The sequence below is a fragment of the Pontibacillus sp. HN14 genome (assembly GCF_021129245.1).
Taxonomy (GTDB): domain Bacteria; phylum Bacillota; class Bacilli; order Bacillales; family BH030062; genus Pontibacillus.
Genome location: NZ_JAJOLR010000007.1, coordinates 141,241 through 164,423, shown reverse-complemented (window position 1 = coordinate 164,423; position 23,183 = coordinate 141,241). Strand labels below are relative to the sequence as shown.

The 23,183-nt window shown below is 41.2% G+C and carries 18 protein-coding genes; 10 read left to right on the top strand and 8 right to left on the bottom strand.

What is annotated here, in order from left to right:
- The first annotated feature begins 68 nt into the window (after positions 1-68).
- Both cysK and LQ226_RS18385 read left to right on the top strand, forming a co-directional pair.
- Positions 69-998: a cysteine synthase A gene (gene cysK, locus LQ226_RS18390; RefSeq protein WP_231419504.1), complete on the top strand. Its 930-nt coding sequence runs from the start codon at positions 69-71 to the stop codon at positions 996-998.
- A 178-nt stretch (positions 999-1,176) separates the two neighbouring features.
- The gene (locus LQ226_RS18385) at positions 1,177-2,010 is read left to right on the top strand and encodes a CAP domain-containing protein (RefSeq protein ID WP_231419503.1); all 834 of its coding nucleotides are present in this window, start codon (positions 1,177-1,179) and stop codon (positions 2,008-2,010) included.
- 308 nt (positions 2,011-2,318) lie between these two features.
- Here LQ226_RS18385 and LQ226_RS18380 read toward each other — a convergent pair whose 3' ends face one another.
- Entirely contained in the window at positions 2,319-2,633 is a 315-nt protein-coding gene (locus tag LQ226_RS18380; protein ID WP_231419502.1) for a hypothetical protein, read from the bottom strand.
- 191 nt (positions 2,634-2,824) lie between these two features.
- Between LQ226_RS18380 and LQ226_RS18375 the strand changes: the two genes are divergently transcribed.
- Positions 2,825-3,502, top strand: a complete 678-nt coding sequence (locus LQ226_RS18375) for a lipase family protein (protein ID WP_231419564.1) — start codon at positions 2,825-2,827, stop codon at positions 3,500-3,502.
- 183 nt (positions 3,503-3,685) lie between these two features.
- Positions 3,686-4,153 carry an IDEAL domain-containing protein gene (locus LQ226_RS18370; RefSeq protein ID WP_231419501.1) on the top strand — a complete coding sequence of 156 codons (468 nt, stop codon included), beginning with the start codon at positions 3,686-3,688 and terminating at the stop codon, positions 4,151-4,153.
- 75 nt (positions 4,154-4,228) lie between these two features.
- On the opposite strand, the gene helD is transcribed toward LQ226_RS18370, so the two are convergent.
- The 5 genes from helD to LQ226_RS18345 form a co-directional block, all read right to left on the bottom strand.
- Positions 4,229-6,529, bottom strand: coding sequence for an RNA polymerase recycling motor HelD (gene helD / locus LQ226_RS18365; RefSeq protein ID WP_231419500.1), 2,301 nt, complete (start codon positions 6,527-6,529; stop codon positions 4,229-4,231).
- 114 nt (positions 6,530-6,643) lie between these two features.
- Positions 6,644-8,446, bottom strand: coding sequence for an ABC transporter ATP-binding protein (locus tag LQ226_RS18360; protein ID WP_231419499.1), 1,803 nt, complete (start codon positions 8,444-8,446; stop codon positions 6,644-6,646).
- Entirely contained in the window at positions 8,427-10,163 is a 1,737-nt protein-coding gene (locus LQ226_RS18355) for an ABC transporter ATP-binding protein (RefSeq protein WP_231419498.1), read from the bottom strand. Before LQ226_RS18355 ends, LQ226_RS18360 begins: the two co-directional genes overlap by 20 nt.
- Before the next feature lie 120 nt (positions 10,164-10,283).
- On the bottom strand, positions 10,284-10,925 hold the full coding sequence (locus tag LQ226_RS18350; protein ID WP_231419497.1) for a transporter: 642 nt from the start codon (positions 10,923-10,925) through the stop codon (positions 10,284-10,286).
- A 45-nt stretch (positions 10,926-10,970) separates the two neighbouring features.
- Entirely contained in the window at positions 10,971-12,542 is a 1,572-nt protein-coding gene (locus tag LQ226_RS18345) for a sensor domain-containing diguanylate cyclase (protein ID WP_231419496.1), read from the bottom strand.
- A 230-nt stretch (positions 12,543-12,772) separates the two neighbouring features.
- Here LQ226_RS18345 and LQ226_RS18340 point away from each other — a divergent pair, with 230 nt between their 5' ends.
- Positions 12,773-14,119 (top strand): MFS transporter, encoded by a 1,347-nt coding sequence (locus LQ226_RS18340; RefSeq protein WP_231419495.1) that lies wholly within the window; start codon positions 12,773-12,775, stop codon positions 14,117-14,119.
- A 54-nt stretch (positions 14,120-14,173) separates the two neighbouring features.
- On the opposite strand, the gene LQ226_RS18335 is transcribed toward LQ226_RS18340, so the two are convergent.
- Both LQ226_RS18335 and LQ226_RS21225 read right to left on the bottom strand, forming a co-directional pair.
- Positions 14,174-15,076, bottom strand: coding sequence for an aldo/keto reductase (locus tag LQ226_RS18335; RefSeq protein ID WP_231419494.1), 903 nt, complete (start codon positions 15,074-15,076; stop codon positions 14,174-14,176).
- A 134-nt stretch (positions 15,077-15,210) separates the two neighbouring features.
- Complete coding sequence (locus LQ226_RS21225) at positions 15,211-16,185, bottom strand: Gfo/Idh/MocA family protein (protein WP_231419493.1); 975 nt, start codon at positions 16,183-16,185, stop codon at positions 15,211-15,213.
- A 189-nt stretch (positions 16,186-16,374) separates the two neighbouring features.
- On the opposite strand from LQ226_RS21225, the gene LQ226_RS18325 reads away from it, so the two are divergent.
- From LQ226_RS18325 to LQ226_RS18305, 5 genes are all read left to right on the top strand, one after another.
- A complete protein-coding gene (locus LQ226_RS18325; RefSeq protein WP_231419492.1) occupies positions 16,375-18,168 on the top strand; it encodes a methyl-accepting chemotaxis protein in 1,794 nt (597 codons plus the stop codon).
- Positions 18,169-18,344: 176 nt separating this feature from the next.
- Positions 18,345-19,688, top strand: a complete 1,344-nt coding sequence (locus LQ226_RS18320; protein ID WP_231419491.1) for a sensor histidine kinase — start codon at positions 18,345-18,347, stop codon at positions 19,686-19,688.
- Positions 19,666-20,286 carry a response regulator gene (locus LQ226_RS18315; RefSeq protein ID WP_231419490.1) on the top strand — a complete coding sequence of 207 codons (621 nt, stop codon included), beginning with the start codon at positions 19,666-19,668 and terminating at the stop codon, positions 20,284-20,286. Before LQ226_RS18320 ends, LQ226_RS18315 begins: the two co-directional genes overlap by 23 nt.
- Positions 20,287-20,554: 268 nt before the next feature.
- Positions 20,555-22,054: a Na+/H+ antiporter NhaC family protein gene (locus LQ226_RS18310; protein WP_231419489.1), complete on the top strand. Its 1,500-nt coding sequence runs from the start codon at positions 20,555-20,557 to the stop codon at positions 22,052-22,054.
- A 113-nt stretch (positions 22,055-22,167) separates the two neighbouring features.
- The gene (locus LQ226_RS18305) at positions 22,168-23,049 is read left to right on the top strand and encodes a LysR family transcriptional regulator (protein ID WP_231419488.1); all 882 of its coding nucleotides are present in this window, start codon (positions 22,168-22,170) and stop codon (positions 23,047-23,049) included.
- Positions 23,050-23,183 lie beyond the last annotated feature (134 nt).

The following is a 23,183-nucleotide window of genomic DNA, read 5'->3' as shown; positions in this document are numbered from 1 at the left end:
TGACATGAGAATACCCAACTGGATATGTTAATATAGAGGAAAATGCTCAGAATAAAGGAAGTGACATCATGCGTGTCGTAAACAATATTGCTGATTTAATTGGAGAAACCCCTTTAGTCAAATTAAACCGAATTGTCCCTGAAGGTAGTGCAGATGTTTATGTAAAACTAGAAATGTTTAATCCAAGCGGGAGCGTAAAAGACCGCGCGGCTTACAATATGATGGTTGAAGCTGAAAATGCTGGCTATCTAAAAGAAGGATCTACGATTATTGAGCCAACAAGCGGGAACACTGGAATCGGTCTCGCTATGAACGCAGCGGCTCGAGGGTACCGAGCGATTCTAGTCATGCCTGATACAATGACACAAGAACGCATTAACCTACTCAAAGCATATGGAGCAGAAGTGGAACTAACACCAGGGTCCGAGAAGATGCCTGGCGCAATTCGTCGTGCTGAAGAGTTAGCTGAAGAAATTGACGGAGCATTTATTCCGATGCAATTTAAAAACATGGCTAACCCTGATGCCCATCGAAACACGACGGCTAAAGAAATTATCGAAGCGATGGATGAGCTCGGAAAGCCTTTATCCGCTTTTGTCGCAACAGCCGGTACAGGTGGCACTGTAACAGGTACAGGTGAGCCTCTTAAAGAGCATTATCCTGATTTATCTGTTCATGTAGTTGAACCAGAAGGATCCCCTGTTCTTTCAGGCGGTAAGCCAGGAAAGCACAAACTAGTCGGTACAAGCCCTGGATTTATCCCAGAAATTTTAAACCAGGAAGTATACGATGAGATCTTTAAAATTACAGATGAGCAAGCGTACGATGTGACGCGCAGTCTGGCTCGTGAAGAGGGAATCTTAGTAGGTCCTTCAGCAGGTGCAGCCGTCTATGCAGCAATTGAAGTAGCCAAACGCAAACAGCCCGGAGAAGCGATCGTGGTAATTGCTCCAGACACAGGGGAGCGTTATCTTTCAGGCGATTTATTCCGTTTCTAAAACGATAGGATGAAAACGTGAAAGGACGAAATCTTTTATGATTTCGTCCTTTTTTGATTTCTTTCATGACCTTCCCATCCTTCCCTCTTATTGTCATACAGGATTCAGCATATCTCCCTGACCCTTGCGAATACTACAAATGGGACATAAGAGCCTATAAATCAGGGAGGTCATAATCATGAACAAGAAATTAGTCTATGCTCTAACCGCTGTTCTTTCTTTAGGGGTTTTAGGAGCATGTAACAATACAGACACGAAAGAAAGCTTAAACGATACTAACAACTCAAATGTAGAACGCCTTACGTTTGAAAACCAGGGAAAGGGCGATTCCTACAGCGCTAACGACGGCAACGGCCGCTTTAACGTTCAAGGAGAAATGCGTCAGTATACAATCCCTGGCGGAGATATGAACGGAATGCGTGAAAATGTTGAGAAGTATGTACCTGATCAGTTTGAACAATACATGCAAGACGGCGAAAAACGTCGTCAATATCGTCAAGGTAAAGGCGATGGCAATGGACAGACTCAGTACTCACAGCCTGACCAAAACCAAACACCAAATCAAAATAACCAGAACCAGCAAAAGCAGCAAACTGAACAGCAAAAAGAGCAAACTGAAAAAGCTCAAAGCGACTTCAAAGCAAAAGTAGTTGAATTAACAAACAAAGAACGTAAAAAGAAAGGCTTACCTGCTTTAAAAGCAGATGCTGAACTTCGCGGGGTTGCCCAGAAGAAATCTGAGGATATGGTGAAGAACGATTACTTCTCTCACACTTCTCCTCGTTACGGAAGCCCATTTGAAATGATGCAAAACTTCGGCGTGGATTATAAAACAGCAGCGGAAAACATTGCTGCTGGTCAACAGACTCCAGAAAAAGTTGTTCAACAGTGGATGAATAGTGCAGGACACCGTAAAAACATTTTAAATAAAAATGTAACACACATCGGTATTGGTATTGCTAAAGGCGGAGAAATGGGTATTTACTGGACACAAATGTTTATTCAGAAATAAAGAATTGAAAAATCTCAGAGCTCATTATGAGCTCTGAGATTTTTTGTGTAAGGGGTATTTGTGGTTTGGTCTCTTGGCTGGGCGTTCGGACGCTTTTTGGGAGGGTACTGATGTTTTGGAGCGGTGTCCTGATGCTTTCGGGCGTGGTACTGACGATTTCGGGCGGTGTCCTGATGCTTTCGGGCGTGGTGCTGACGCTTTCGGGCGTGGTACTGACGTAGTACTGACACTTTGCCAGAGCGCCCTGGCTTAGCAGCATTTAAAAATCCCCCATTTGAGCCAAATGCTCAAATGGGGGATCAATATAGTTATGCTTGCTGTGCAATGGCTTCTTTACTCTCTAATTCGATGACATTTCGTTGTTCGTTGTGGCGGTTGACGGTTTTCACATTAAGTGTGCCATCGAACTTGTCGCCTTCTTGTGTAGTAAAGGTTACTTCTACATCCTTATTTTCCTCTTTTCGATGTTCGAACATTTCATATTGATCCACGTTATTTAACGTTAAATCACAGTGTTTCTTTCCATCTACTTGAGTAATGACATATGTTCCATGAGCAAATCGGATTGACTCGCCACTTTTTGTCATATATACATCTTTTAATTCTTGTTCTTGTGCTGGCATTCCTTGATCCCTCCATGAAAATGTCTTGTACAGTTTAATTGACGTTTTCTGCACTTTTTAAACCTCTAAAAGGGTTTGCACCAACTCATTCGCCCCCCCATATGATACATAAAAGCTTGATATGGGAGGCTTTATACGTGGCAAAAGAACTTCCTTTTTTTCACAAACCATTAGCTCTTTTTTTATTGGAAATGTGTGAAATTACGTATGAACAGTACAAACAAAAAGGGTTATTCGCGATTCCAAAGGGATTCACATTAGTCGATTCCTTTAAGGCCGCTTCTATTCAGGATATGGAATGGTTTGGTTTTATAATTGAAAGCAACGATGCTGTTATCATCGCTTTTCGAGGAACTCAGTCAGAGCCCGACTGGATTGCTGATGCACGCGTTTATGAAACCCCATTCCCCTATATGGAGGATGCGGGGTTAGTGCACACTGGTTTTTTAACCGTGTATGATTCTTGTCGAGATGCGATATTTGAAGCCTATAAAAAAGTATCCCCCCACAAAACCCTTTATATCACAGGACACAGCCTTGGCGCAGCTCTTTCCACCCTTCATGCCCTCGATGCATCCTTGCACGCCCCGTTTCCTCAGATTGTGATGTATAACTACGCTAGTCCCCGCGTGGGTAACAAGGAATTTACGATCACCTATCGAAACCGTGTCCCTTTGAGCATTCGATTTGTGAATGTACACGACGTTGTCACCAAAGTTCCTCCGACCATTATTTATTGCCCGATTACAAAGCAAGTCTGGTACTATGCCCATGTTAAAGCCCAGATGTCGTTTTCTATCCAGACAGAAACCATCTCAGGAAACCATAGCCTGGTCACCTATAAGAAAGGGATTGAACAATTTTTATAGCGTCAGACGCCTAGTCTTCAAAATTGTACAAAATTCTTCTTCATTTGGTATAACTAAACCTCAGATTCGCGCATACAATATATTAGAATATTCAGATAATATAAAGTTAGGGGCCCCCACTCTATCTTTTGTCGATGACCATAAGCTTCGGAAAAAAATCAATCTTTGAGAGGTGTGACGTATATGTTATCGATTAAGACGCTGAAGCCCTTTTATGTAAAGCAAGAAACTCGGAATATCCGGATTATGTTAGCTTATCAATACTTCACCATTCATATTGATGGAGACGTCTATCAATTTGTACCCATTGAGGGTCGGGAAATTGTTGTGAACCGCAAGACAAAGCGAATTGAAAACGCGAAAGACATTCTTGTCTTCCAAAAAGGCAAACATATGATTCAAATTTCAATTGAAGAGCTTCTGGATATCCCTGAATTCTTAACACATGTTCACTCAATCGCTCATCGTTATTTAACAAAGCAACTTCCTGTTACTTTAGAGAAATCAGGTGATATCATTTATGAATTAGAGCGCCAAAATGCTATGCGACTCATTGATGAAGCCATTGACCAGAACGATAAGGAAGCGTTCCTTGAGCTTTGCAGCTACATGAATGAACACTTTGCTGTATCACATGAAACTCAAAAATAACCCCTGTCACTTCAGCGCTTTTTATTGAGATGGTCTCTCGTTGAGGAAGCGTGATGAAGTGATAGGGTCTATTTTTTACTTATACTTATAATAATCTGTAGAAATTTCTCGAATAAATCGACTCGGTTCACCAAGAGTGAGTAACGATAGTTCATGCATAGCCCTTGTACAAGCTGTATAGAAAAGATGACGGTCTAATTGAAACTGGTAGTTCTCATCGGATGCATCATGGAGAAGGACAGCGTCAAATTCAATTCCTTTTGCTAAATACACAGGAATAACAATTATGCCTTTTGTGAACGTGTACGTGTCTTTATCCATAAGACGAACGGGAATATCTTTAGATACCAGGACATCGTAAGCTTTTTGACTTTCCTCTGCCGTCTTACAAATAATAGCGATCGTTTCATACTTCTTCTCACCAAGGCGATACAATTCTTTAATGAGCGAATGTTGATGTTCTTCTTGAGTGGCAGTGCTCACAAGTAGTGGCATGACTCCTTCACGATTGAAGGGTTGAATGCTCTCTCCGCCTGGAATCAATTGTTTTGTGAACTCTATAATTTGGCGTGTAGAGCGATAACTCCGAAGAAGCGTTAAATATTCTGCACGATTTGCTTCATAAAGGTCCTCAGACAGAAGATTCGGCGCATGAAGCGTATGAGCATAGATGGCTTGGTTATAATCTCCGAGCACCGTCATACGACTGTAAGGAAATAGTTTTTTCAAAAAGGCAAACTGAAACGGGGAGTAATCTTGTGCCTCATCTATAAATAAATAACGAATGTGATTATAGATATGCGTTCCTTTAATAAGGTCTTCTAAATATAAGAAAGGCGTCACATCCTCATAGAACAGGGTGCCATGTTCTAATTGATCCGTTGTTTGGTTTGCGGCCTCTTTGCTAAGCCCAGTTCTCGATTGAAATAGTGACTTATAGATCGTTTTCATGTTCAAGAACTGCAGATCATGAATTTTTCGCTTAATGGGTTTTGTATATTTCTTAACGATTGCCTTTGATAACAGTTTTTGTTCGAGTACGGCATCATCAAATGTTTCGGCATTGCCTCTGTATCCTGCTTGTAATTTTTGATGAATTTTTAGGTATTCTTCTTTTCCCAATAACTCAATTTCTTCCTCGACCCATTCTTTAGAGCGTTCTCTCTTCTCCATAGCTTCGATTTCACTGAGTAACCAATTAACTACCTCCTCCAGACGATTCGGTATGGAGATAAAAGGATCCAGGGTATAGAAGTGGTTCTCTATTTCCTCTTTGGAGACGATAATTTCTCCTCGGAATTTAATATTTTTAAATGCTAATCCCTTTTTAGCAAGGGAATCTGCATAATGATCTACATCTTCCTTAAATTGAAGCGTCGCCTTATATTGGACTCCTTCTAAGCGTGTTTCATAGGTTTCATTGCGTTCTGCCGTCAGCAAATATTCTAGCTGATCATAAGCATCCTCGTATTGAAGCCTCGTTTGCAGGCGATCTTCCATATATTCTTGAAAGGTGGTCTGCGCAATGTTTTCCTCTCCTAATTCAGGGAGGACATTAGCCACATAGCTGTTAAACATCGGATTTGGGGAAAATAGCATCATTTGATCCGCTGTAATCTTCGTTCGATACCGATAGAGTAGGTAAGCGACTCGTTGAAGCGCTGCAGATGTCTTTCCGCTACCGGCAACACCCTGAACAACTAAAAAGGGGCGTTGATCATATCGGATAATTTGGTTCTGCTCCTTCTGAATGGTAGCAACGATACTCTTCATTTGGGTATTAGCTTGGTTTCCAAGGACTTCTTGAAGGAGCTCATCCCCTATCGTGACACCGGTATCAAACATCCCTTTAATTTCTCCCTGGCGTATGATGTATTGGCGTTTCACATCCATAGTCCCCTCAATAGTCCCTTCTGGTGTATCGTACTCTGCAGGTCCCGGAGAATAATCGTAGTAAAGGCTAGAGATCGGAGCTCTCCAATCATAGACGAGGAAATTCTCATCCTGCCGGTCCATTAAAGAAGAGATCCCTATGTACACTTGATCTGTCTCCTGACTACGGGCTTCTGTGAAATCCACCCGCCCGAAATAAGGAGAGCTCTTCATCCGCTTCAGCGTTTTTAGTTGATCATAGACATGCTTATGGCTCCGCTCTCGCTCACCTAACAGTTCGGCCTGCTGACGGAGACTGTTGTAAGTTTCCATAATATCATCAGGCTCATCAATATTAACCGTTACATCTTCCCAGAATGTTTCCCGGAGGCCAATGACCTCTTCTTTTACATCTCCTGCTTTCTCTTGGATATCCTCTACTTTCTGTTCAATCTCTTGAACCACTTTGTCTACCCGCTCTTGTTCTCGCTGCCGCTCATCCACAGGAAACTCCCCCTTCTGCATGTATTTCTATACTTATCTTTTTTTCTTAACTTCACTCGGTAAGGTGAGACTCAACAACCATTAACATAGCCTTTTCAAACCCACCTTATACTTTCACTCAACGACTTGCTGGCCAAATTGAACGTCAACGAGACTTCGGTAAAAACCACCGTGAGAAACTAATTGGTCATGTGTCCCTCTTTCAATAATCGAACCATTTTGAAGCACGACAATTTGATCGGCTTGATAGATGGTATGCAAACGGTGAGCAATCACGAAACTGGTGCGCCCTTTCATTAACTTCTTAAGAGCGTCATTAATCTTCATCTCTGTTAATGTATCTATACTACTCGTTGCTTCATCTAAAATCAGAATGGCAGGGTCTTTAATCATGGCTCTAGCAATAGAGAGAAGCTGCTTCTGGCCTTGACTGATACTAGCGCCTGAAGATTGCAGAATCGTATCATATCCATCTGGAAGCTTACAAATGAAAGAATGAGCGTTTGCCTCCTGAGCCGCTTTCTCCACCTCTTCATTAGTCGCGTCAAGTTTTCCATACCGTATATTCTCTCGAATGGACGTCTCAAATAAGAAGGAGTCTTGAAGAACGACTGCCATTTGTGTCCGTAAACTTTCTCTCGTAATTTGTTTCGTATCTTTTTGATCCACGAGTATCCGTCCTTGATCAGGATCGTAGAAACGAAGAAGTAACGAAATAATAGTTGTTTTCCCTGCGCCTGTCGGACCCACTAATGCAACCGTATCGCCAGGCTTCGCATGGAGGTCAATCTTATGGAGAGTGGCTTGGTCCTCTTCATAAGCGAAAGACACCGATTCAAAACGTACATCCCCTTTTACATTTGTAAGACGAGACTCCTTACCTTCTTTTGCTTCAGGCGCTTCATCCATGACTTGAAACACTCGCTCAGCCCCTGCAACCGCAGAGAGAATCATATTGAACTGATTCGCTAAATCATTCAAAGGCCGCGTGAATTGCCTTGAGTAGGTCGTAAAGGTAACAATAACCCCAACAGAAATAGAACCCTTAACCGCTAAATAGCCACCGGCCCCAACAATAATAGCAAAGCTCACATTATTTAACATATTCATCAATTTAGGAATAAATCCTGTGTAAGTTTGCGCCCAATAGCCTGCTGTCTTTAATTGGGCATTCTTCTCATTAAATTCATCCATGGTTTCTTTCTCTCTTGAGAATAACTTTATAATAGAGTGACCACTTAACGACTCTTCAATATAGCCATTCAGATCTCCGAGGTGCCGTTGCTGATCCTTAAAATATATACTCGTGCGTTTCGTGATCCATTTCATTCCTAAAACTAAAACAGGAACAATGATCAACGTAAGAAGCGTTAGTATGGGACTTAACCAAATCATCATCCCAATGGTCCCTATAAGCACTAATATACTTGTCGTAAACTGAATAATGGATGAGTTCAGGGTTCGGCTAACATTCTCCATATCATTCGTGAGACGGCTCATTAATTCCCCGTGTTGCTGTTTTTGAAAGTAGGAAAGTGAGAGTTTCTGCAAGTGGGCAAATAAATGTTCACGCATGCTGTATACAGTATGTTGTGAGACTCCGATCATCCAGTAATTTTGCAAGATAAGTGCAATCATTTGAAAGAGGTAAATAGCTCCTAAGCCAATGAATAACTGTATTAATTCGCCGGTCTCTACTTTCTCAATAACACGGTCTACAGTTAATCCGAGTACGTAGGGACCAACTAATGAAAGACCAGAACTGATTAGCACCATGAGCATCACAAGGATAAAGAGCCCTTTATGTTGAGCCACATACTTCCAAATTCGTTTCAAAGTAGCACCCATGTCATTAATTTTAGGCGGTTTCTGCCCCATTCTGGCATGGGGATGAGATTTAATAGGAGTTCTCGACATAGTTACCCGCCCCCTTTTGTTGCTGAGATTCGTATAACGTTTGATAAAATGGATTGTTTGTTAGCAACTCATTATGAGTCCCTATCCCCTGCACTTCTCCTTCATGTAGGAGGAGCAGTTGATCCGCTTCCTTTACTGAACTTATTTTCTGGGCAATAATGAATACGGTATAAGGAAGGCGGCTTAACTTTCTTAAAATTTCTGATTCTGTCTTCGCATCTAAAGCACTTGTACTATCGTCTAATATTAATACATCGGGCTTTTTCATAAGTGCTCTCGCTATACAGATCCTCTGCTTTTGCCCACCTGAGAAATTCACACCCTTTTGACCGATTTTGGTATCAAACCCTTTCGGTAAGGCTTTTATAAATTCATATATTCCAGCATCCATTGTAGACTGTCTCAAATCTTCTTCGGTCCCTTCTGGATTTCCCCATAACAAATTCTCTCTTACGGTTCCAGAAAAGAGATGGGCCTCTTGAGGCACAACTCCCACCTTATCTCTTATTTCTGTTACATCTAACTCATCGCTATTCGTTTCTGCAAATGTAATCTGTCCGCTTGTTGGCCCGTAAAGTCGGGGGATGAGCTGTGCAAGTGTTGTTTTTCCTGCCCCTGTTTCACCAAGAATGCCGAGCATCTCTCCCTGGCGAACTGTAAAGCTAATATTCTTTAAGGCAGGGTAGCTCGTTCTTGTAGGGTAAGAAAATGAAACATTGTGAAACGTAACGTCCCCTGCTTGGTAAGCGGCTGTTTGCTTTTGACCTTGTTCTCCCTTTTGTTCTTTTAAAATGGATTCAATTCTTGAAATGGATGCTCTCCCTCGTGAGAACAGCATAATTAAGAAAGAAAACACCCCAAAGGAGAACATAATTCGCATACCATAATTGAGAACGGAAACGACTTCACCAGGCTGCGTCCCTCCCCCATTTAATTGATAAGACCCAAACCATAGGATGACAATGAGGCTCACGTTCATTCCAAACATAATCATCGGCATTGTTGTCTCCATCAGACGAAGCGCCTTTGTGTTGGCTTTACGTAAAGGACCATTCGCTTCTTGAAATTGTTGCTGTTCAAAATCTCCACGATCATATGCTTTCACTAACCGCATATTAAATAGATTTTCTCTTATCACATGATTAACCTGATCAAGCTTAACCTGAACAGAGCGAAATCGTTTAACCCCCTTCGTCATGACGATGATCATACACCCTAGTAATAAGGGGACGACTAGGAGTAAGATAAGCGCCAGATCCGGTTCCACCACGAAGGCCATGACAAGTCCAAATAAGATAAAGAGCGGAGCCCGAAGCATAATACGCATGGCCATAAATAAGAGGCTTTGAAGTTGCGTTACATCACTTGTCATTCTGGTCAGTAATGTGGATAGGGAATACGTTTGAAGTTGGGTCGGAAAAAAGTACTGTATTCTCTGAAACATGTCTTTACGTACATTATGGGCAACTCCCTGACTCACATTAGCTGCAAAGAAAGAGTTTGTAATTCCTGCTGTAAAAGCAAGAAGGGAAAGTCCTAGCAGAAGCCCTCCCCAGCCCGCTACAGCGGAAAGGTCTTGTTTTAATACCCCTCTATCGATAATGATCCCCATGATAAGAGGCTGAAGTAGCTCAACGATTAATTCTACAACCATTAAGAGAAGGGCAATAATTGCAGATCCTTTGTAAACCTTTATGTATGAAGCGATGGTCTTCATTATTGAAACACCTCTTGTTTGCTGAATATTCAAATAGTTTATGATAAAAAACAGTTCCTTACAAGGCTATAGTGTAGAAAAAAGGTCTGTGAACGTACGTACTCAGACCTTTTCGTTCTCTTATTTAGTTAGATCTTTCTGAAGGTCTTGATGGCGTTCTGAGGATTTTAGTCTCCCCTTCACAACCCTTTCTCCCTTTTCAATGATCCATTGTAGGGCTAATCCATGTAGCACGACCCCTAAGATAGACGTAAACACTAGCATAATAATAGAGAACGTGCTGAGCGAAATTCCACTTTGATGCCCGAAAAACAGTAGTTGTCTGCCTATCATAAGGAAGGCATCAGAAAATGTTGAGATTTCGCCTTCTGCCATCCACAATAGGGACGATTCAATGGCTAGCAGAGTAGCCATTAACCCAAAAAGAACAATCTTAGACTTATAGGTAAGTCGGTTGATAAGGGGTTCTACATAATATTTCGTAATGGTTTTTATACGAAAGAGATAAATAATGCGCACAATACGTGCCATTTGAAAGAATTGGTCAAAGGGAATCACCGCAACAACTAGAAAGGGGTTCTGTTTCACGAACTCCCATTTATTCTTTGTCAGTACCAGACGGATTAGAAAGTCTATCATAAAGATCCCCCATACAATCCAGTTCACCACAGAATCATACGGGCGGTCGCTCCATAATGTCATTATGGTAACCATAACAAGCAGAACCATAATGCCTTCATATAAACGCTTAAAGATTTTCATGTTCTCGTCCTTTACATCGCCTTTGCTACTAGTATATCACGATGATTAAAATTCGGACCCTTGCATGTGGAAATTGTTCTTCCCCTCATTCTTAACCTTATAAAGAGATTGATCTGCTCTCTTTATCAATTCATCCGCTTCATTTCCATGTTCAGGATACAAGCTGACTCCGACGCTTGCATGAATCGGGATTTCAATCTTCTCCCGTGAATATGGATTATGCTTAAATCGTTTAAGCAGGGTCTTCACTTCTCCCCTTACATAGTCAGAAGAAGGAATTTCATCCAAGCAAATAACAAATTCGTCTCCTCCTAGCCTAGCTGCAAACCCCTTTCCGCTAACAAATTCCGTCACTTCCTGAGCCACATGCTTTAGGAATTCATCCCCAACTGCATGCCCATACTGGTCATTTACTTGTTTAAAAGAATCTAAATCAAATAGAATGATTGCCATATAGAGAGGACCATGACCTTGAAGTCTTTCTTCTAAAGATTGGTAGAAAGAACGCCGATTAGGGAGTTGAGTTAACGAGTCATGATAAGCAAGGAAGGAAACTTGTTCTGCCTTTTGCTTCTCAGAGGTAATATTTCGGATAATGATCATGAAATAAGGCTCTTGGTCAACAAATAAGAAGTCACCGTCAATTAGCAAATGACGGATTTGTCCGTCTTTAACACTCTCAATCTCCGCTTCAAATTGTCTTACGGGCTGACGTTTTTCGAAAATTTTATCATACAACTCAATCCATTCCTGCTGATGCGTAGCTTGATAGGCTTCAAATACATTTCGACTCTTTATGTTCGCATCTTCTAGGAAGTGTTGGGCTGTCGGGTTCGCTTCTTTAATCATCCCTTTACTATCTACTAACAGAATGGCGTTTGGATTGAGGGTGAACAAAATCTCATATCGTTTAGAATATGACGATAGGAAATCATATTTCAGCATAGCCATCCTTAACATAAAGCACCAGACAACTCCGGCAAAGATATAAGGATGAGGGGGTAACCACGGACCAAAATCTATATAACCGAACACGATATTCCATCCTAAAACAAACACAAACGAATATAACAATATATCCATGATCCGTTTTCGTTCTAAGGAATCAACCACTTTCCTTTGTTGGACAATCATATAGATAAAGAAAAGGGTTAATATATTCCCAGTTGTAATTGATGCAAAGTAAGGAACATTATGGATGGGTAACTTCCATATTCCTTGCTGCACAAAGTTACTGCTATTGAACACATTGCTAACAGAGAGTACGGTTACCAGAACAAATAAAACAGGTACATAATAAATATATGGACGTAAGCGGGCGGGTATTCGGTATTTGAAGGACGTCACTTCAGCAACAAAGTGAAAACCGAAGCTTGTAAGGAGAGCACCTACATTACCAAACCAAAATGCGACTAAGGGGGCACTATATTGAATGGGGAGTAAATGACGTATATATTCTTCTAAGAACAACAACATATATCCCAGAACAATCAAGCTGGCCAGCCGATGGATCTTACTTTGGACATTTCTAAGCAGAACCTCAATGGCCATATAAAACAGAAATAAGAACGGAATTAAGTAGACAAAGAGACTTACTATAGTCGATTCGACAGTCATACAAACACACTTCTCTTCATTAGTTTTCATTCATTATATTTAGATTAGCATGAATTACTCATATAATTAACTCAAAACGCTTTTTTCAAACCAAATAATAGGCATAAAGATCTACTAATCTCACATTCACCTTACGAATAAGGCTCATGCATATTCGTTTTCATTCCCTTCCGTTTATGATAGAGTACTTCGAGTATCGAAAGCACTAAACCTAATATAGGAGGAAAGATATGCAACAGGAATCAACTCCGCTTTTCAAACAAGGATACTTTAAGACCATTCTCATTCTCAGTATTGCTGTATGGCTTGTTGTTATGAATACCACAATGTTTAACGTGGCCCTCCCAAATGTCCTTACAGATTTTGACCTCTCCCCGTCTCAAGGAGCATGGATTGTCTCAGGATATTCGATTGTACTCGCGATCTTTACGATTTCCTACACTCGTCTAAGTGATTACATCCCTTTGAAACGCTTGTTGATCATTGGAATCATTCTGTTTGCCTCAGCATCAATATTCGGCTATTTCACACAGAATTTCGTCTGGCTTATGATTGCGCGTCTCTTGCAAGCCGCAGGGGCAGCCGCCATTCCAGGACTGTCTTATGTCTATGCCGGCCGCTTTGTACCAGGCCACCACAGAGGACGAGCCATGGCTTTTATCGCTTCAGCTTCCTCACTCGGCTTTGGACTTGGTCCCGTATTTGGAGGGGCGATCACAGATTATTTAAGTTGGAATTTCTTATTCGTCTTCACGTTACTAGTCGTAGCGGTCTTACCTATACTAAATAAGAGGTTACCGAAAGAAGAGACCAAACCAGGACAGTTTGATAAAATCGGTGCTGTATTAACCGGGCTATCGGTTACAGCTCTACTGTTGTTTATCTCTACGATTACGTGGTATTACCTGGTGATTGGTCTGGTTTTCATAGGCGGATTATGGTGGCACTTAAATCAGAAAACGTCCCCTTTTATTCAGCCTGAATTGATTCGAAATAAGTCGTATCGTTTAATTGTCTATATGAGTTACTTAGGCTTTACCACCCACTTTGCCATTCTTGTTCTCATGCCTCTAATGTTGAAAAATGTATACGATAAGAATCCGACAACGGTAGGATTAATTATCTTTCCAGGAGCGTTCCTTTCAGCAATAGCAGCTGTCTATGTAGGACGATTAATCGACCGATACGGAAATATTCGCATCATGCTTCTCGCTCATGTGCTTTTGACAGCATCGACCGTTATCTTTTATTTCCTATCTCCGATTAATGAATATATGATTATGTTTGGTTACATGTTTACAAGCTTTGGATTTTCAAGCCTTTCCTCAAGCTCTACAAATGAAGTGTCCCGTTTCCTTCCATCAGCCCTTATCGGATCAGGGATCGGCCTCAAACAGCTTATCCAATTTGTCGGCTCAGCATCAGGGCCCGTATTAGCAGGATTCTTTTTAGAATTTGGAGATCAGCAATATTCTGTTGAATCTTTCCAGAACACCTTCCTGTTTATCCTTGTCCTCATGATTTTGTCTTGTCTAATTTTCTGGCAAATGGTAAAAAAATCTACTCAAACCAATTAACGATCAATAATTATGTAAAAAGCTGTCCCTTTATAGGGACAGCTTTTTTATGGTTTATGGGATATCATACCCTTGAGAACTGGTATAGATCTCAAACCACTGATCTTTTGAAAGGGATAGATCAAGTGAAGCTACAGCCGTTTGAATACGTTCTATTTTACCTGAACCAACAATCGGCATAATATGTGCTGGATGAGCAAGTAACCAAGCATACATCACCTGGTCGATTCCCTCACCTCCAACTTCTCCTGCCACTTTTTCAAGGGTGGTTCGCAGGCGAACGGCACGCTCACTATCGCTAGTGAATACATCTCCTCCACCAAGTGGAGACCAGGCCATAGGGGCCATCCGTTTTTCCATGCACGTATCTAGTGTCCCATCATGAATGTTTTCAAGGTTATAAGGTGACAATTCAATTTGATTGGTCACAAGTTCAACATCTACAAATGACTGAAGCATGTCTAATTGATGCTTCTTGAAGTTCGATACGCCGAAATGGCGAACTTTCCCTCCGTTTTTCAATTCACGAAAAGCTTCTGCGACTTCTTTAGGATTCATAAATGGATCTGGTCTGTGAATGAGTAATAAATCGATATAATCCGTTCCAAACGCTTCTAAAGAATGTTCAACAGACTTCAAGATGTGGGCTTTGCTTGTATCATAATGGTGAGATTTATGCTCAGGACGGTTCTCTGATTCAAGAACAATCCCGCACTTCGTTACAATTTCCATCCTTTCACGAAGCTCTGGTTTAAGAGCCAGCGCCTCACCGAATAATGGTTCACAAGTATAACTTCCATAAATATCAGCATGATCAAATGTCGTAATACCTAGGTCTAAACACTGTTCGATTAATTCGACCACCTGTTCGTTTGAGTACTTCCAGTCCGCCAATCTCCATTGTCCATGTACAATTCGGGACAGAGATAAATCCTCGGCTAGTTGAATACGTTCCATGAGTGATGCTCCCTTCAAATATGTATATACCACTCAATCCTACTTCCTTTTCCCATAAAACGCGAGGAAAGCGCTTCATCATAGTAAAGCGTGCCAGACACCCTTTATTAGGATAAAGGGTGTCTGGCACGGATTTAAATTCGTACGGTTCCGTTTTGACTTTGGTAAATGGAATCGATTAGTTTAATATTTTCAAGTGTTTTAAATTGTAGATCGTCAATCGTTTCTTGGTTTCTCGTAATTCGTTCAAATGCTTCAATTTGAAGACTATACTGATCACCTTTCTCTACTACTTCTCGCTCGCCATCATTCGTAGAGATCCGAATTATCCCATTGTGATCATTCGCATCTGGTCGGTAGGCGTGAGGAACTGTAATGCGCCCTTTTGTACCAATGATTTCATACTCATTGCGTAAAGGTGTGTTAAAGCTACAGTCTACTTGAACGAGTGTTCCGTTCTCAAGTTTCATTGTTACAAGTGAAGCTACGTCTACCTCATGGTCTTCATCAACAGTAGAGATTGACTGAACATGTTCTGGTTTACTGCCTAATAAATGAAGCGCAGAGTGCGTTCCGTAGCAGCCAACGTCCCAAAGGGCGCCACCACCCTTTTCTGGGTCTAATCGAATGTTATAGGAACTCTGGTCAAAGCTAAAGGAGAAACTTGCCTTCATTAATTCCACATCACCGATCTCTCCTGAAGCGATAATCTCTTTCACACGCTCATGTTGAGGATGGAACTGATACATGAAGGCTTCTAAGAACACCACATTGTGATGTCTACACGTCTCTATCATTTCTTCTACGTCACGGTAATGTAGAGCAGCTGGCTTCTCGCATAAGATATGTTTACCTGCTTCTGCTGCCTTTAAGACCCATTCTTTATGAAGATGGTTAGGTAAAGGAATATAGACCGCTTCTACTGAGCTGTCATTTAGCAATTCCTCATAATTGTTATACGCATTTTCGATTTCAAATTGCTTCGCTACTTCCTGCTCCTTCCCGCTGCTGCTGGCTACAGCTACAACCTCAGCTCCTTCCGTTCTCTGAATGGCTGGTATTAACGCTTTTTTTGCAATATTTGCTGTACCTAAGATACCCCAACGCACTTAAAATCCGCTCCTTTATATTCTTTTTAGCTATTCCTTCCCAGCGTCTATACCCGTTCCTTCCCATATTCAAAGCTTTTAGAAGCATATCCTTCTATTGTTTTTTGAATTTTTAGTCATTTAGGTTGATTTTTCTTCTTTTCTTGTCGATAAAAAGCAAAAGAGATATAAGATTAAAGGAGTGAGGGGATGTTCGGGAAACATTCATTGAAAGGGAAAATGATTTTATTTATGGTATTGATTGTTACGATACCATTACTTTTAACGGGCTACTTATCCTACCAGAAATCTGAAGCACTGGAATACGCGGTCATTCATAAAGGAGATCTTGAAAATCTAAATAAGGATTTTCATTCCATTTTTGAGTCCTATGAGGAGAAACTTTCTTCTTTAGCAAGCGAAGAGGAAATGGATGTCTCTAGCTATTCTTTTGATAACAAATCGAACGCTTCTATTACCAATATGCCCGATCAGAACGACCCTGTAAAAACGGCCTTTTACGAAGAGTACTTGCAAGACAAAGCTGCAAATGACGAATACACGTTAAACTTATATTTGGGTACAGATGAGGGAGCCTTTTACCTTTCTAACATTCCCCCTAAAGAGGTTAACCTAAATCAATACGATCCAAGGTCTACCGATTGGTATAAGAAAGCCTTAGAAGCTAAAGGGGAAGTCATCTGGACTGATCCTTATATTGATACCGGAACAGGGAAATCAACTATTACATTAGCAAAAACCTTAACTCAAAATGGTGAGATACAAGGAGTAGTCGGACTGGATTTTGATATGCATCAGTTGGCTTTAATTCTTCGTAAAGATGTGTTGATCAACACGTTAATCATAACAGCCGTTTCTCTTATTCTAGCCATCATAGTTATTTATTTTTATTTCACTAGAATCTCTAAAGACTTATCTGCTGTTCAAGAAGGGATGTCTCAGGTAGCTAAAGGGGATCTAACAACGGAAGATTTACCAACCAAACGGAAAGATGAAATCGGCCAACTCACAACAAGCTTCAACCATATGGTTACAAATGTAAGGAATCTAATTTCTAGCGTGGTAGCTACCTCCCAACAGGTAGCAGCATCTTCAGAACAATTGCACGCCAATGCTGAAGAAACTTCAACAGCAGCCGAACAAATTGCGGGTTCAATTCAACACGTTTCTTCAGGTGCCGATGACCAATTAGACAAGATTGATGGAGCCGCACAACATATGAAACGACTTTCGAAAGATTCAAGTGCACTTGCTGATCGCACTTCTAGAATCACCCATACAACAGAACAGACATCCCAAGAATCCGAACAAGGCCAGGAAATTATAACAAAGGCGATCCGCCAAATGGAACGAATCAACCAGAATACAAATGAAACAACTGTGATGATGAATACACTCAATGAAAAATCAGTAGAAATTGGCTCCATTGTCTCTCTTATTACCAATATTGCAGAGCAGACAAATTTACTTGCTCTTAATGCAGCTATTGAAGCAGCACGTGCTGGTGAACATGGCAAAGGATTTGCAGTAGTTGCTGACGAAGTTCGCAAACTAGCAGAGCAGTCAAATCAATCTACCAAGCAGATCCAATCTCTTATTCAGGATATTCAAAACAAAACACATGACACTCTCTCCTCCTTGCATGAAGGAGAAGAAGCACTTCATGAAGGGACGAGCTTAGTCAATCGTGCAGGTGATGTATTTACGAACATCTCAACTGCTTTTCACCACCTAGCCTCAGACATGAATGAAATGTCAACTTCTATAGTAGACATGAATAAGAACACCGACTCTTTATCTGAAACCATGGACACCGTTACCGCTATCACGTCTCAGACGAGTGGGTTCACACAAGAAGTGGCGAGTGCTGCTGAGGAACAAAATGCTTCTATGGAAGAAGTTTCTGCTGCAACAAGAGCATTGGCTACATCAGCCTATGAACTACAAGAGCTTGCCTCCGCATTCCAAACTAAAGTTGACTAACATATACGAGGATTTTCTCTTTTATGTTGCCTATTGAAAGTAGACCTTTAGCTAAGGTCTACTTTTTCTTATTCGAATTCACAAAACATATTTAAAATACAGAATCTTATAGTAAAATAAGTAAAAGGTTGAATGACCAATTATGTTAAAGATTGGAGTTATCTATGAAGGATTCTGTGCTCAGATCATGGAGTATCTGGACAACCATTGCTCTCATCTTGATGGGAATCACGATGCCATTATGGTTGAGCGTTGATGTAGTCGGACTGACGTCTGCGATGGAGGATTTAGACAACAACCCGTCTGGCAGTACGCTTATGATGACCGCTTTTACACTTGTTATGTTAAACACAATACGTGCGCTCCCACATTATCTTGGAGCGCTATTATTAGGAGATATACTTGGCAGGAAGTTTGAGAAGCCCTGGCTAAAAGTAGCGGTTCCTTTCGTAGTCATCCCATTGGTATATGCATCGATCAATTCTTACAGCGCCGTCAATTACGATTTCGGTGGCCCTGCTTTCTTGATCTTACTATCTATCGTATTGATGCACATGTTAAGCCGCGATCAGCTAAGACCTGTTCTTAAATCATTTGTTTTAGCTCAATTATTGTTTGGCTATCAATGGCTTGATACCGTTACGTTTTTAACTCCATATGGCTTCGGTGGTGGAGCGATCTCATCTGAACTTAAAGACATTGCGGTTTCTCTGGAATTTGGAACTACTCTTTCTTTCTATAGCATTGTCCTTTGTTCGATATTCGTCATCAATGCAGTGATGTTAGCTGTTTATTTAGCGGTCTCTGCTCAAAAGTGGAAAATCAAACAAGACCTAAATCGCGCCAGAGGGGAAATGATTGAATCAAGATCAGGACGAGAGGCTCTTCATCTAGTTCATGACTTAAAAACCCCGCTCGCTCTGATCGAAGGACTCAATTCATTAATTCAAATGAAAACGAAGAACCAAGAGATCCTCGATTATACGGATAAAATCTCAGAATCTATTCAATCTACCAGCAATATGGTATCTGAGATTCTGTATGATGAGAAGAAAAACTGGTGCAGTATGAAGCGTTTAATCGAATACATCAGAGCCAACAAATTAAGTTATGCGGCCATTTCCTTCGATTTTGAATTACATGCAGATGAACAAGCTGAAGTCCTTGTAAACAAAATACGCATGACCCGGGCGATGGTCAACTTGATTGATAATGCCTGTGATGCTGTAGACGGGGTTGAAGATGCCCATGTTATTATCCGAACGGAAGCACACGGGGAGGAAATTTGGCTCGGTGTTGAAGATAACGGCCAAGGAATTCCAAAGAAAGAGCAACAAAAGATATGGAAACCTGGCTTTAGCACCAAAAGCCATCCTGGCTTCGGCCTGACTTTCGTTAAAAACGTAGTTACAGAACATGACGCCACCCTACATATTGAAAGTGAAAAAAATCAAGGAACCTTATTCTGGATCCGATTGCCAAAGGAGCGTGTAAGCTATGAACATTCTAATCATCGATGACGATTCTTCCCTTCGCTATATGTTAAGCGAAATCTGCAACCATGCAGGATGGGACTCAAAAACAGCAGAAAACGGCAAACAAGGTGTAGAGCTGTTTAGAAAAGCTTCCTTCGATTTGATACTCGTTGACTACCATATGCCGGAAATGGACGGTTTGCAAACTGTTAAAGAAATTCGAAAGACTCACTCTTCCATTCCTATTTTAGTGTTAACGGTAGATGAGCGTCAGGAAATTGCCGATCAATTCCTTAAAGAAGGAGCAACAGACTTCGCCCTCAAACCCGTAAAAGCACCGGACATGATTTCAAGAATTCAGCTCCACGTGCAACTTTCGAATATTAAAGAAAGCCAAAACCAAAACGACAATGTTTATAGCACAAAAGGAATCAGCAAAGGAACATTATCGTATGTAGAGGACTATTTAAAGGAACAAACCGACCCCACCTCTGTAGACGAAATATCCAAAAAAGTAGACCTCGCCTACCCAACCGTCTACCGCTATGTCATGCACTTATTAGAAGAGGGCAAAGTCAAACAAGTCGTAAGCCACCAAAAAATAGGAAGACCGAAAAAATTGTATCAGTGGTATACCCTCTAGAAAAGCGCAGGGGGCTTGTTAAACGAATAGAGGAAGTTCGGTTAAGAACGCCGCGTCCTGCGGCAACACCGCCCCCCACTTCCTGTGGGGCCGGAGCAGCCCAAAACTCACCCTTACCTACATTCAAATCTACTAATCCCATCCCCCGGACGTTGATCCGAGGGATTTTTTCATTTTTTTCTGTTTCATTATTCGACAAAAGCTCGTTACAATACGAATTATCTTGCAATTATCATAATTCAAACATCACGAGAGGAGCCTTACGATTATGGAACATTTCGGAATTCTATCATTACTACCATCAGTTGTGGCCCTGACATTAGCCATTTGGTCTAAAAGGGTCATTCCATCTCTACTTTCAGGGATTTTAGTTGGTACGGTAATGATTGATATACAAGCAAACGGTGTACTGCATTCAATCTTTTACTCGATCGTAAACCTATTTGGCGCGATCGCTGGGCACCCCGCTAATCCTGAGGAAGGAATTAGAGGGATGGGCATCGTAAAAGGAGCCGGAAGAGCAGAGTTAATTCTCGTTGTCTTCCTGTTAGGAGCTTTTATAGGCGTGTTAAACAAATCAGGAGGAGCTTATGCTTTTGGAAATTGGATTGCTACGAAAGTAAAAGGAAAGAAAGGAGCTCAAGTTTCCACAGCGGTTATGGGTAGTTCCCTTTTCACTAGCGCCTACTTCAGTTCGTTAGCAACGGGAACGGTTTTTAAACCAATTTATGACCGCATGAACATTTCTCGAGAGAAGCTTGCCTTTTTCCTGGATTCTACTTCCTCCCCGATTAATGTCCTTGTACCCATATCAGGTTGGGTTGCATTTATGGGGGCCTTAATGGTCGATAATATCCCTAGCGTTGATGATCCAATACTAGGCATCGCAAAGACGATTCCCTTTAACTTTTATAACATTGTGATTCTAATCATGGTGTTCCTATTTGCCTTTGGTAAGATTAAAGATTTCGGTCCGATGAAGAAAGCAGAAGAGCGAGCTCGAAAGACAAAAGCGACCCGCTCAAAAAAGCAGCCAGCACAAGCTGAAATGGCTGCTACTACAGATGGAAATGACCATGCCTCTCCAATGGATATGGTTCTTCCTTTAGGGGTTACGATTGCTACTCTTGTCTTTCTTGGTTTATGGAACTACACACTTCCTTATTTCATCTCCATTGAAAAGCTTCCGCTCGATGGAAATAAAATGTTATTAATCAGTTTCTCTTTAGGCATTCTGACAGCGTTTATCCAATATACGCTTACGAAGAAAATGAGTCCGGCTACATTTTTAAATGAGTTATTTGAGGGAAGTAAAACCGTTATACTCGATGGAATCATTATTATCTTAGCCGTTACATTAGGAGATATTATGCGTGCAACAGCTCCTGAGGGAACGGGCGCAGCTGCTTTCATAGAAGAAGTTGCAGGTGGAGTCATCCCGACATCTATGGTCCCCGTGTCATTATTTATCTTATCCGGATTCGTAGCTTTCTCTATGGGAACCTCGTTTGGCACGTGGGCGATTATGATGCCAATTGGTGTTTCGTTAATGCTTGCGACCGGAGGGGATCCGATTTTAGCAGCAGCTGCTGTCCTTTCAGGCGGAGCGCTTGGAGACCATACCTCCCCAATCTCTGACACGAGCATTATGTCATCCGTCGGAGCAGACTGCGATCATATGAGCCACATCAACACGCAACTCCCGTATGCCCTTACAGCAGCCGGGGTGGCCTCTGTGCTCTTCCTTGTTACCGGATTTATTATGTAAAAAGAAAACTCCTGCCTTAAGGTAGGAGTTTTTATAGCGCATTCTCTTTTTCTATATTTTACGATAGACTAACAGTATATTCCCAATTCTTTAACAGATTAAAGGTGGTTTAAATGGATATCAAGCATTTGCAATATTTTATAGCCGTCTCTCGTTTCAATAGCTTCACACGCGCAGCCGAGGAATTGTACTTAACACAGCCAACGATCAGTAAAATGATTAAAAATCTAGAAGAGGATCTTGGGGTAATATTGTTTGATCGGTCCAGAAAGAAATTAACCCTTACGGATGCAGGAAAAGTCATCTTAAAACAAGCTAAAGTAATCGACGCAGCTTACCAGGATCTAGAGGTAGAAATTGACCAACTCTTTGAACTCAAAAAAGGGGAAGTGCGAATTGGCCTTCCGCCTATTATGGACTCGACCTTTTTCTCCACCATGATCAGTCAATTTCACGATAAGTATCCTCATATTACCTTTCAATTCATTGAACATGGATCGAAGAAAATTGAAGAACAAGTGCGGAATGAAGAAATTGATATTGGGATTGTGGTTCTCCCTACAAAAGATCATACATTTGAACACCTTACCTTCAGCAAAGAAAAGCTAAAACTAATTGTCCCCCATTCTCATCCTTTAGCCAAACACCAGGAAATATCCTTAAATGATATACGAAACGAGGAATTTATATTATTTAATAAAGATTTTGTTCTGCGTGAGCGTATTGTACAGTCTTGCCGCCAAGCTGGCTTTGAACCTACAGTCCGTTCAGAAAGTTCACAGTGGGACTTTATTGAAGAAATGGTCGCTTGTAAACTAGGCGTCACCCTCCTACCTGAGAGCATTATAAAGAATCAACACCGGGATCTATGCTCCATATCTATTCAAGAGCCATCTATACCTTGGGAACTAGATATTATATGGAACCCAAGTCACCATCTATCTCATGCAGCACAGGAATGGATCAATTTCACTCATACAATTCTAAAAGCTTAGAGCCCTGGCTCTAAGCTTTTCTTTGTTTTATAGGAGTTTCTCCTAAAAGATCAACCATTCCCTCAACTCGGGCCTATGCATAGTTTTCATGTTTGTAAGCCGTTTCATAGATTTCATCAATGGTTAAGATGCAA

What these genes read in the sequence shown, in the direction of transcription:
- cysK (WP_231419504.1), top strand. Translation starts at nt 69, where the DNA reads ATGCGTGTCGTAAACAATATTGCTGATTTAATTGGAGAAACCCCTTTA.
- LQ226_RS18385 (WP_231419503.1), top strand. Translation starts at nt 1,177, where the DNA reads ATGAACAAGAAATTAGTCTATGCTCTAACCGCTGTTCTTTCTTTAGGG.
- LQ226_RS18380 (WP_231419502.1), bottom strand. Translation starts at nt 2,633, where the DNA reads ATGCCAGCACAAGAACAAGAATTAAAAGATGTATATATGACAAAAAGT.
- LQ226_RS18375 (WP_231419564.1), top strand. Translation starts at nt 2,825, where the DNA reads ATGTGTGAAATTACGTATGAACAGTACAAACAAAAAGGGTTATTCGCG.
- LQ226_RS18370 (WP_231419501.1), top strand. Translation starts at nt 3,686, where the DNA reads ATGTTATCGATTAAGACGCTGAAGCCCTTTTATGTAAAGCAAGAAACT.
- LQ226_RS18360 (WP_231419499.1), bottom strand. Translation starts at nt 8,446, where the DNA reads ATGTCGAGAACTCCTATTAAATCTCATCCCCATGCCAGAATGGGGCAG.
- LQ226_RS18355 (WP_231419498.1), bottom strand. Translation starts at nt 10,163, where the DNA reads ATGAAGACCATCGCTTCATACATAAAGGTTTACAAAGGATCTGCAATT.
- LQ226_RS18350 (WP_231419497.1), bottom strand. Translation starts at nt 10,925, where the DNA reads ATGAAAATCTTTAAGCGTTTATATGAAGGCATTATGGTTCTGCTTGTT.
- LQ226_RS18345 (WP_231419496.1), bottom strand. Translation starts at nt 12,542, where the DNA reads ATGACTGTCGAATCGACTATAGTAAGTCTCTTTGTCTACTTAATTCCG.
- LQ226_RS18340 (WP_231419495.1), top strand. Translation starts at nt 12,773, where the DNA reads ATGCAACAGGAATCAACTCCGCTTTTCAAACAAGGATACTTTAAGACC.
- LQ226_RS18335 (WP_231419494.1), bottom strand. Translation starts at nt 15,076, where the DNA reads ATGGAACGTATTCAACTAGCCGAGGATTTATCTCTGTCCCGAATTGTA.
- LQ226_RS18325 (WP_231419492.1), top strand. Translation starts at nt 16,375, where the DNA reads ATGTTCGGGAAACATTCATTGAAAGGGAAAATGATTTTATTTATGGTA.
- LQ226_RS18315 (WP_231419490.1), top strand. Translation starts at nt 19,666, where the DNA reads ATGAACATTCTAATCATCGATGACGATTCTTCCCTTCGCTATATGTTA.
- LQ226_RS18310 (WP_231419489.1), top strand. Translation starts at nt 20,555, where the DNA reads ATGGAACATTTCGGAATTCTATCATTACTACCATCAGTTGTGGCCCTG.
- LQ226_RS18305 (WP_231419488.1), top strand. Translation starts at nt 22,168, where the DNA reads ATGGATATCAAGCATTTGCAATATTTTATAGCCGTCTCTCGTTTCAAT.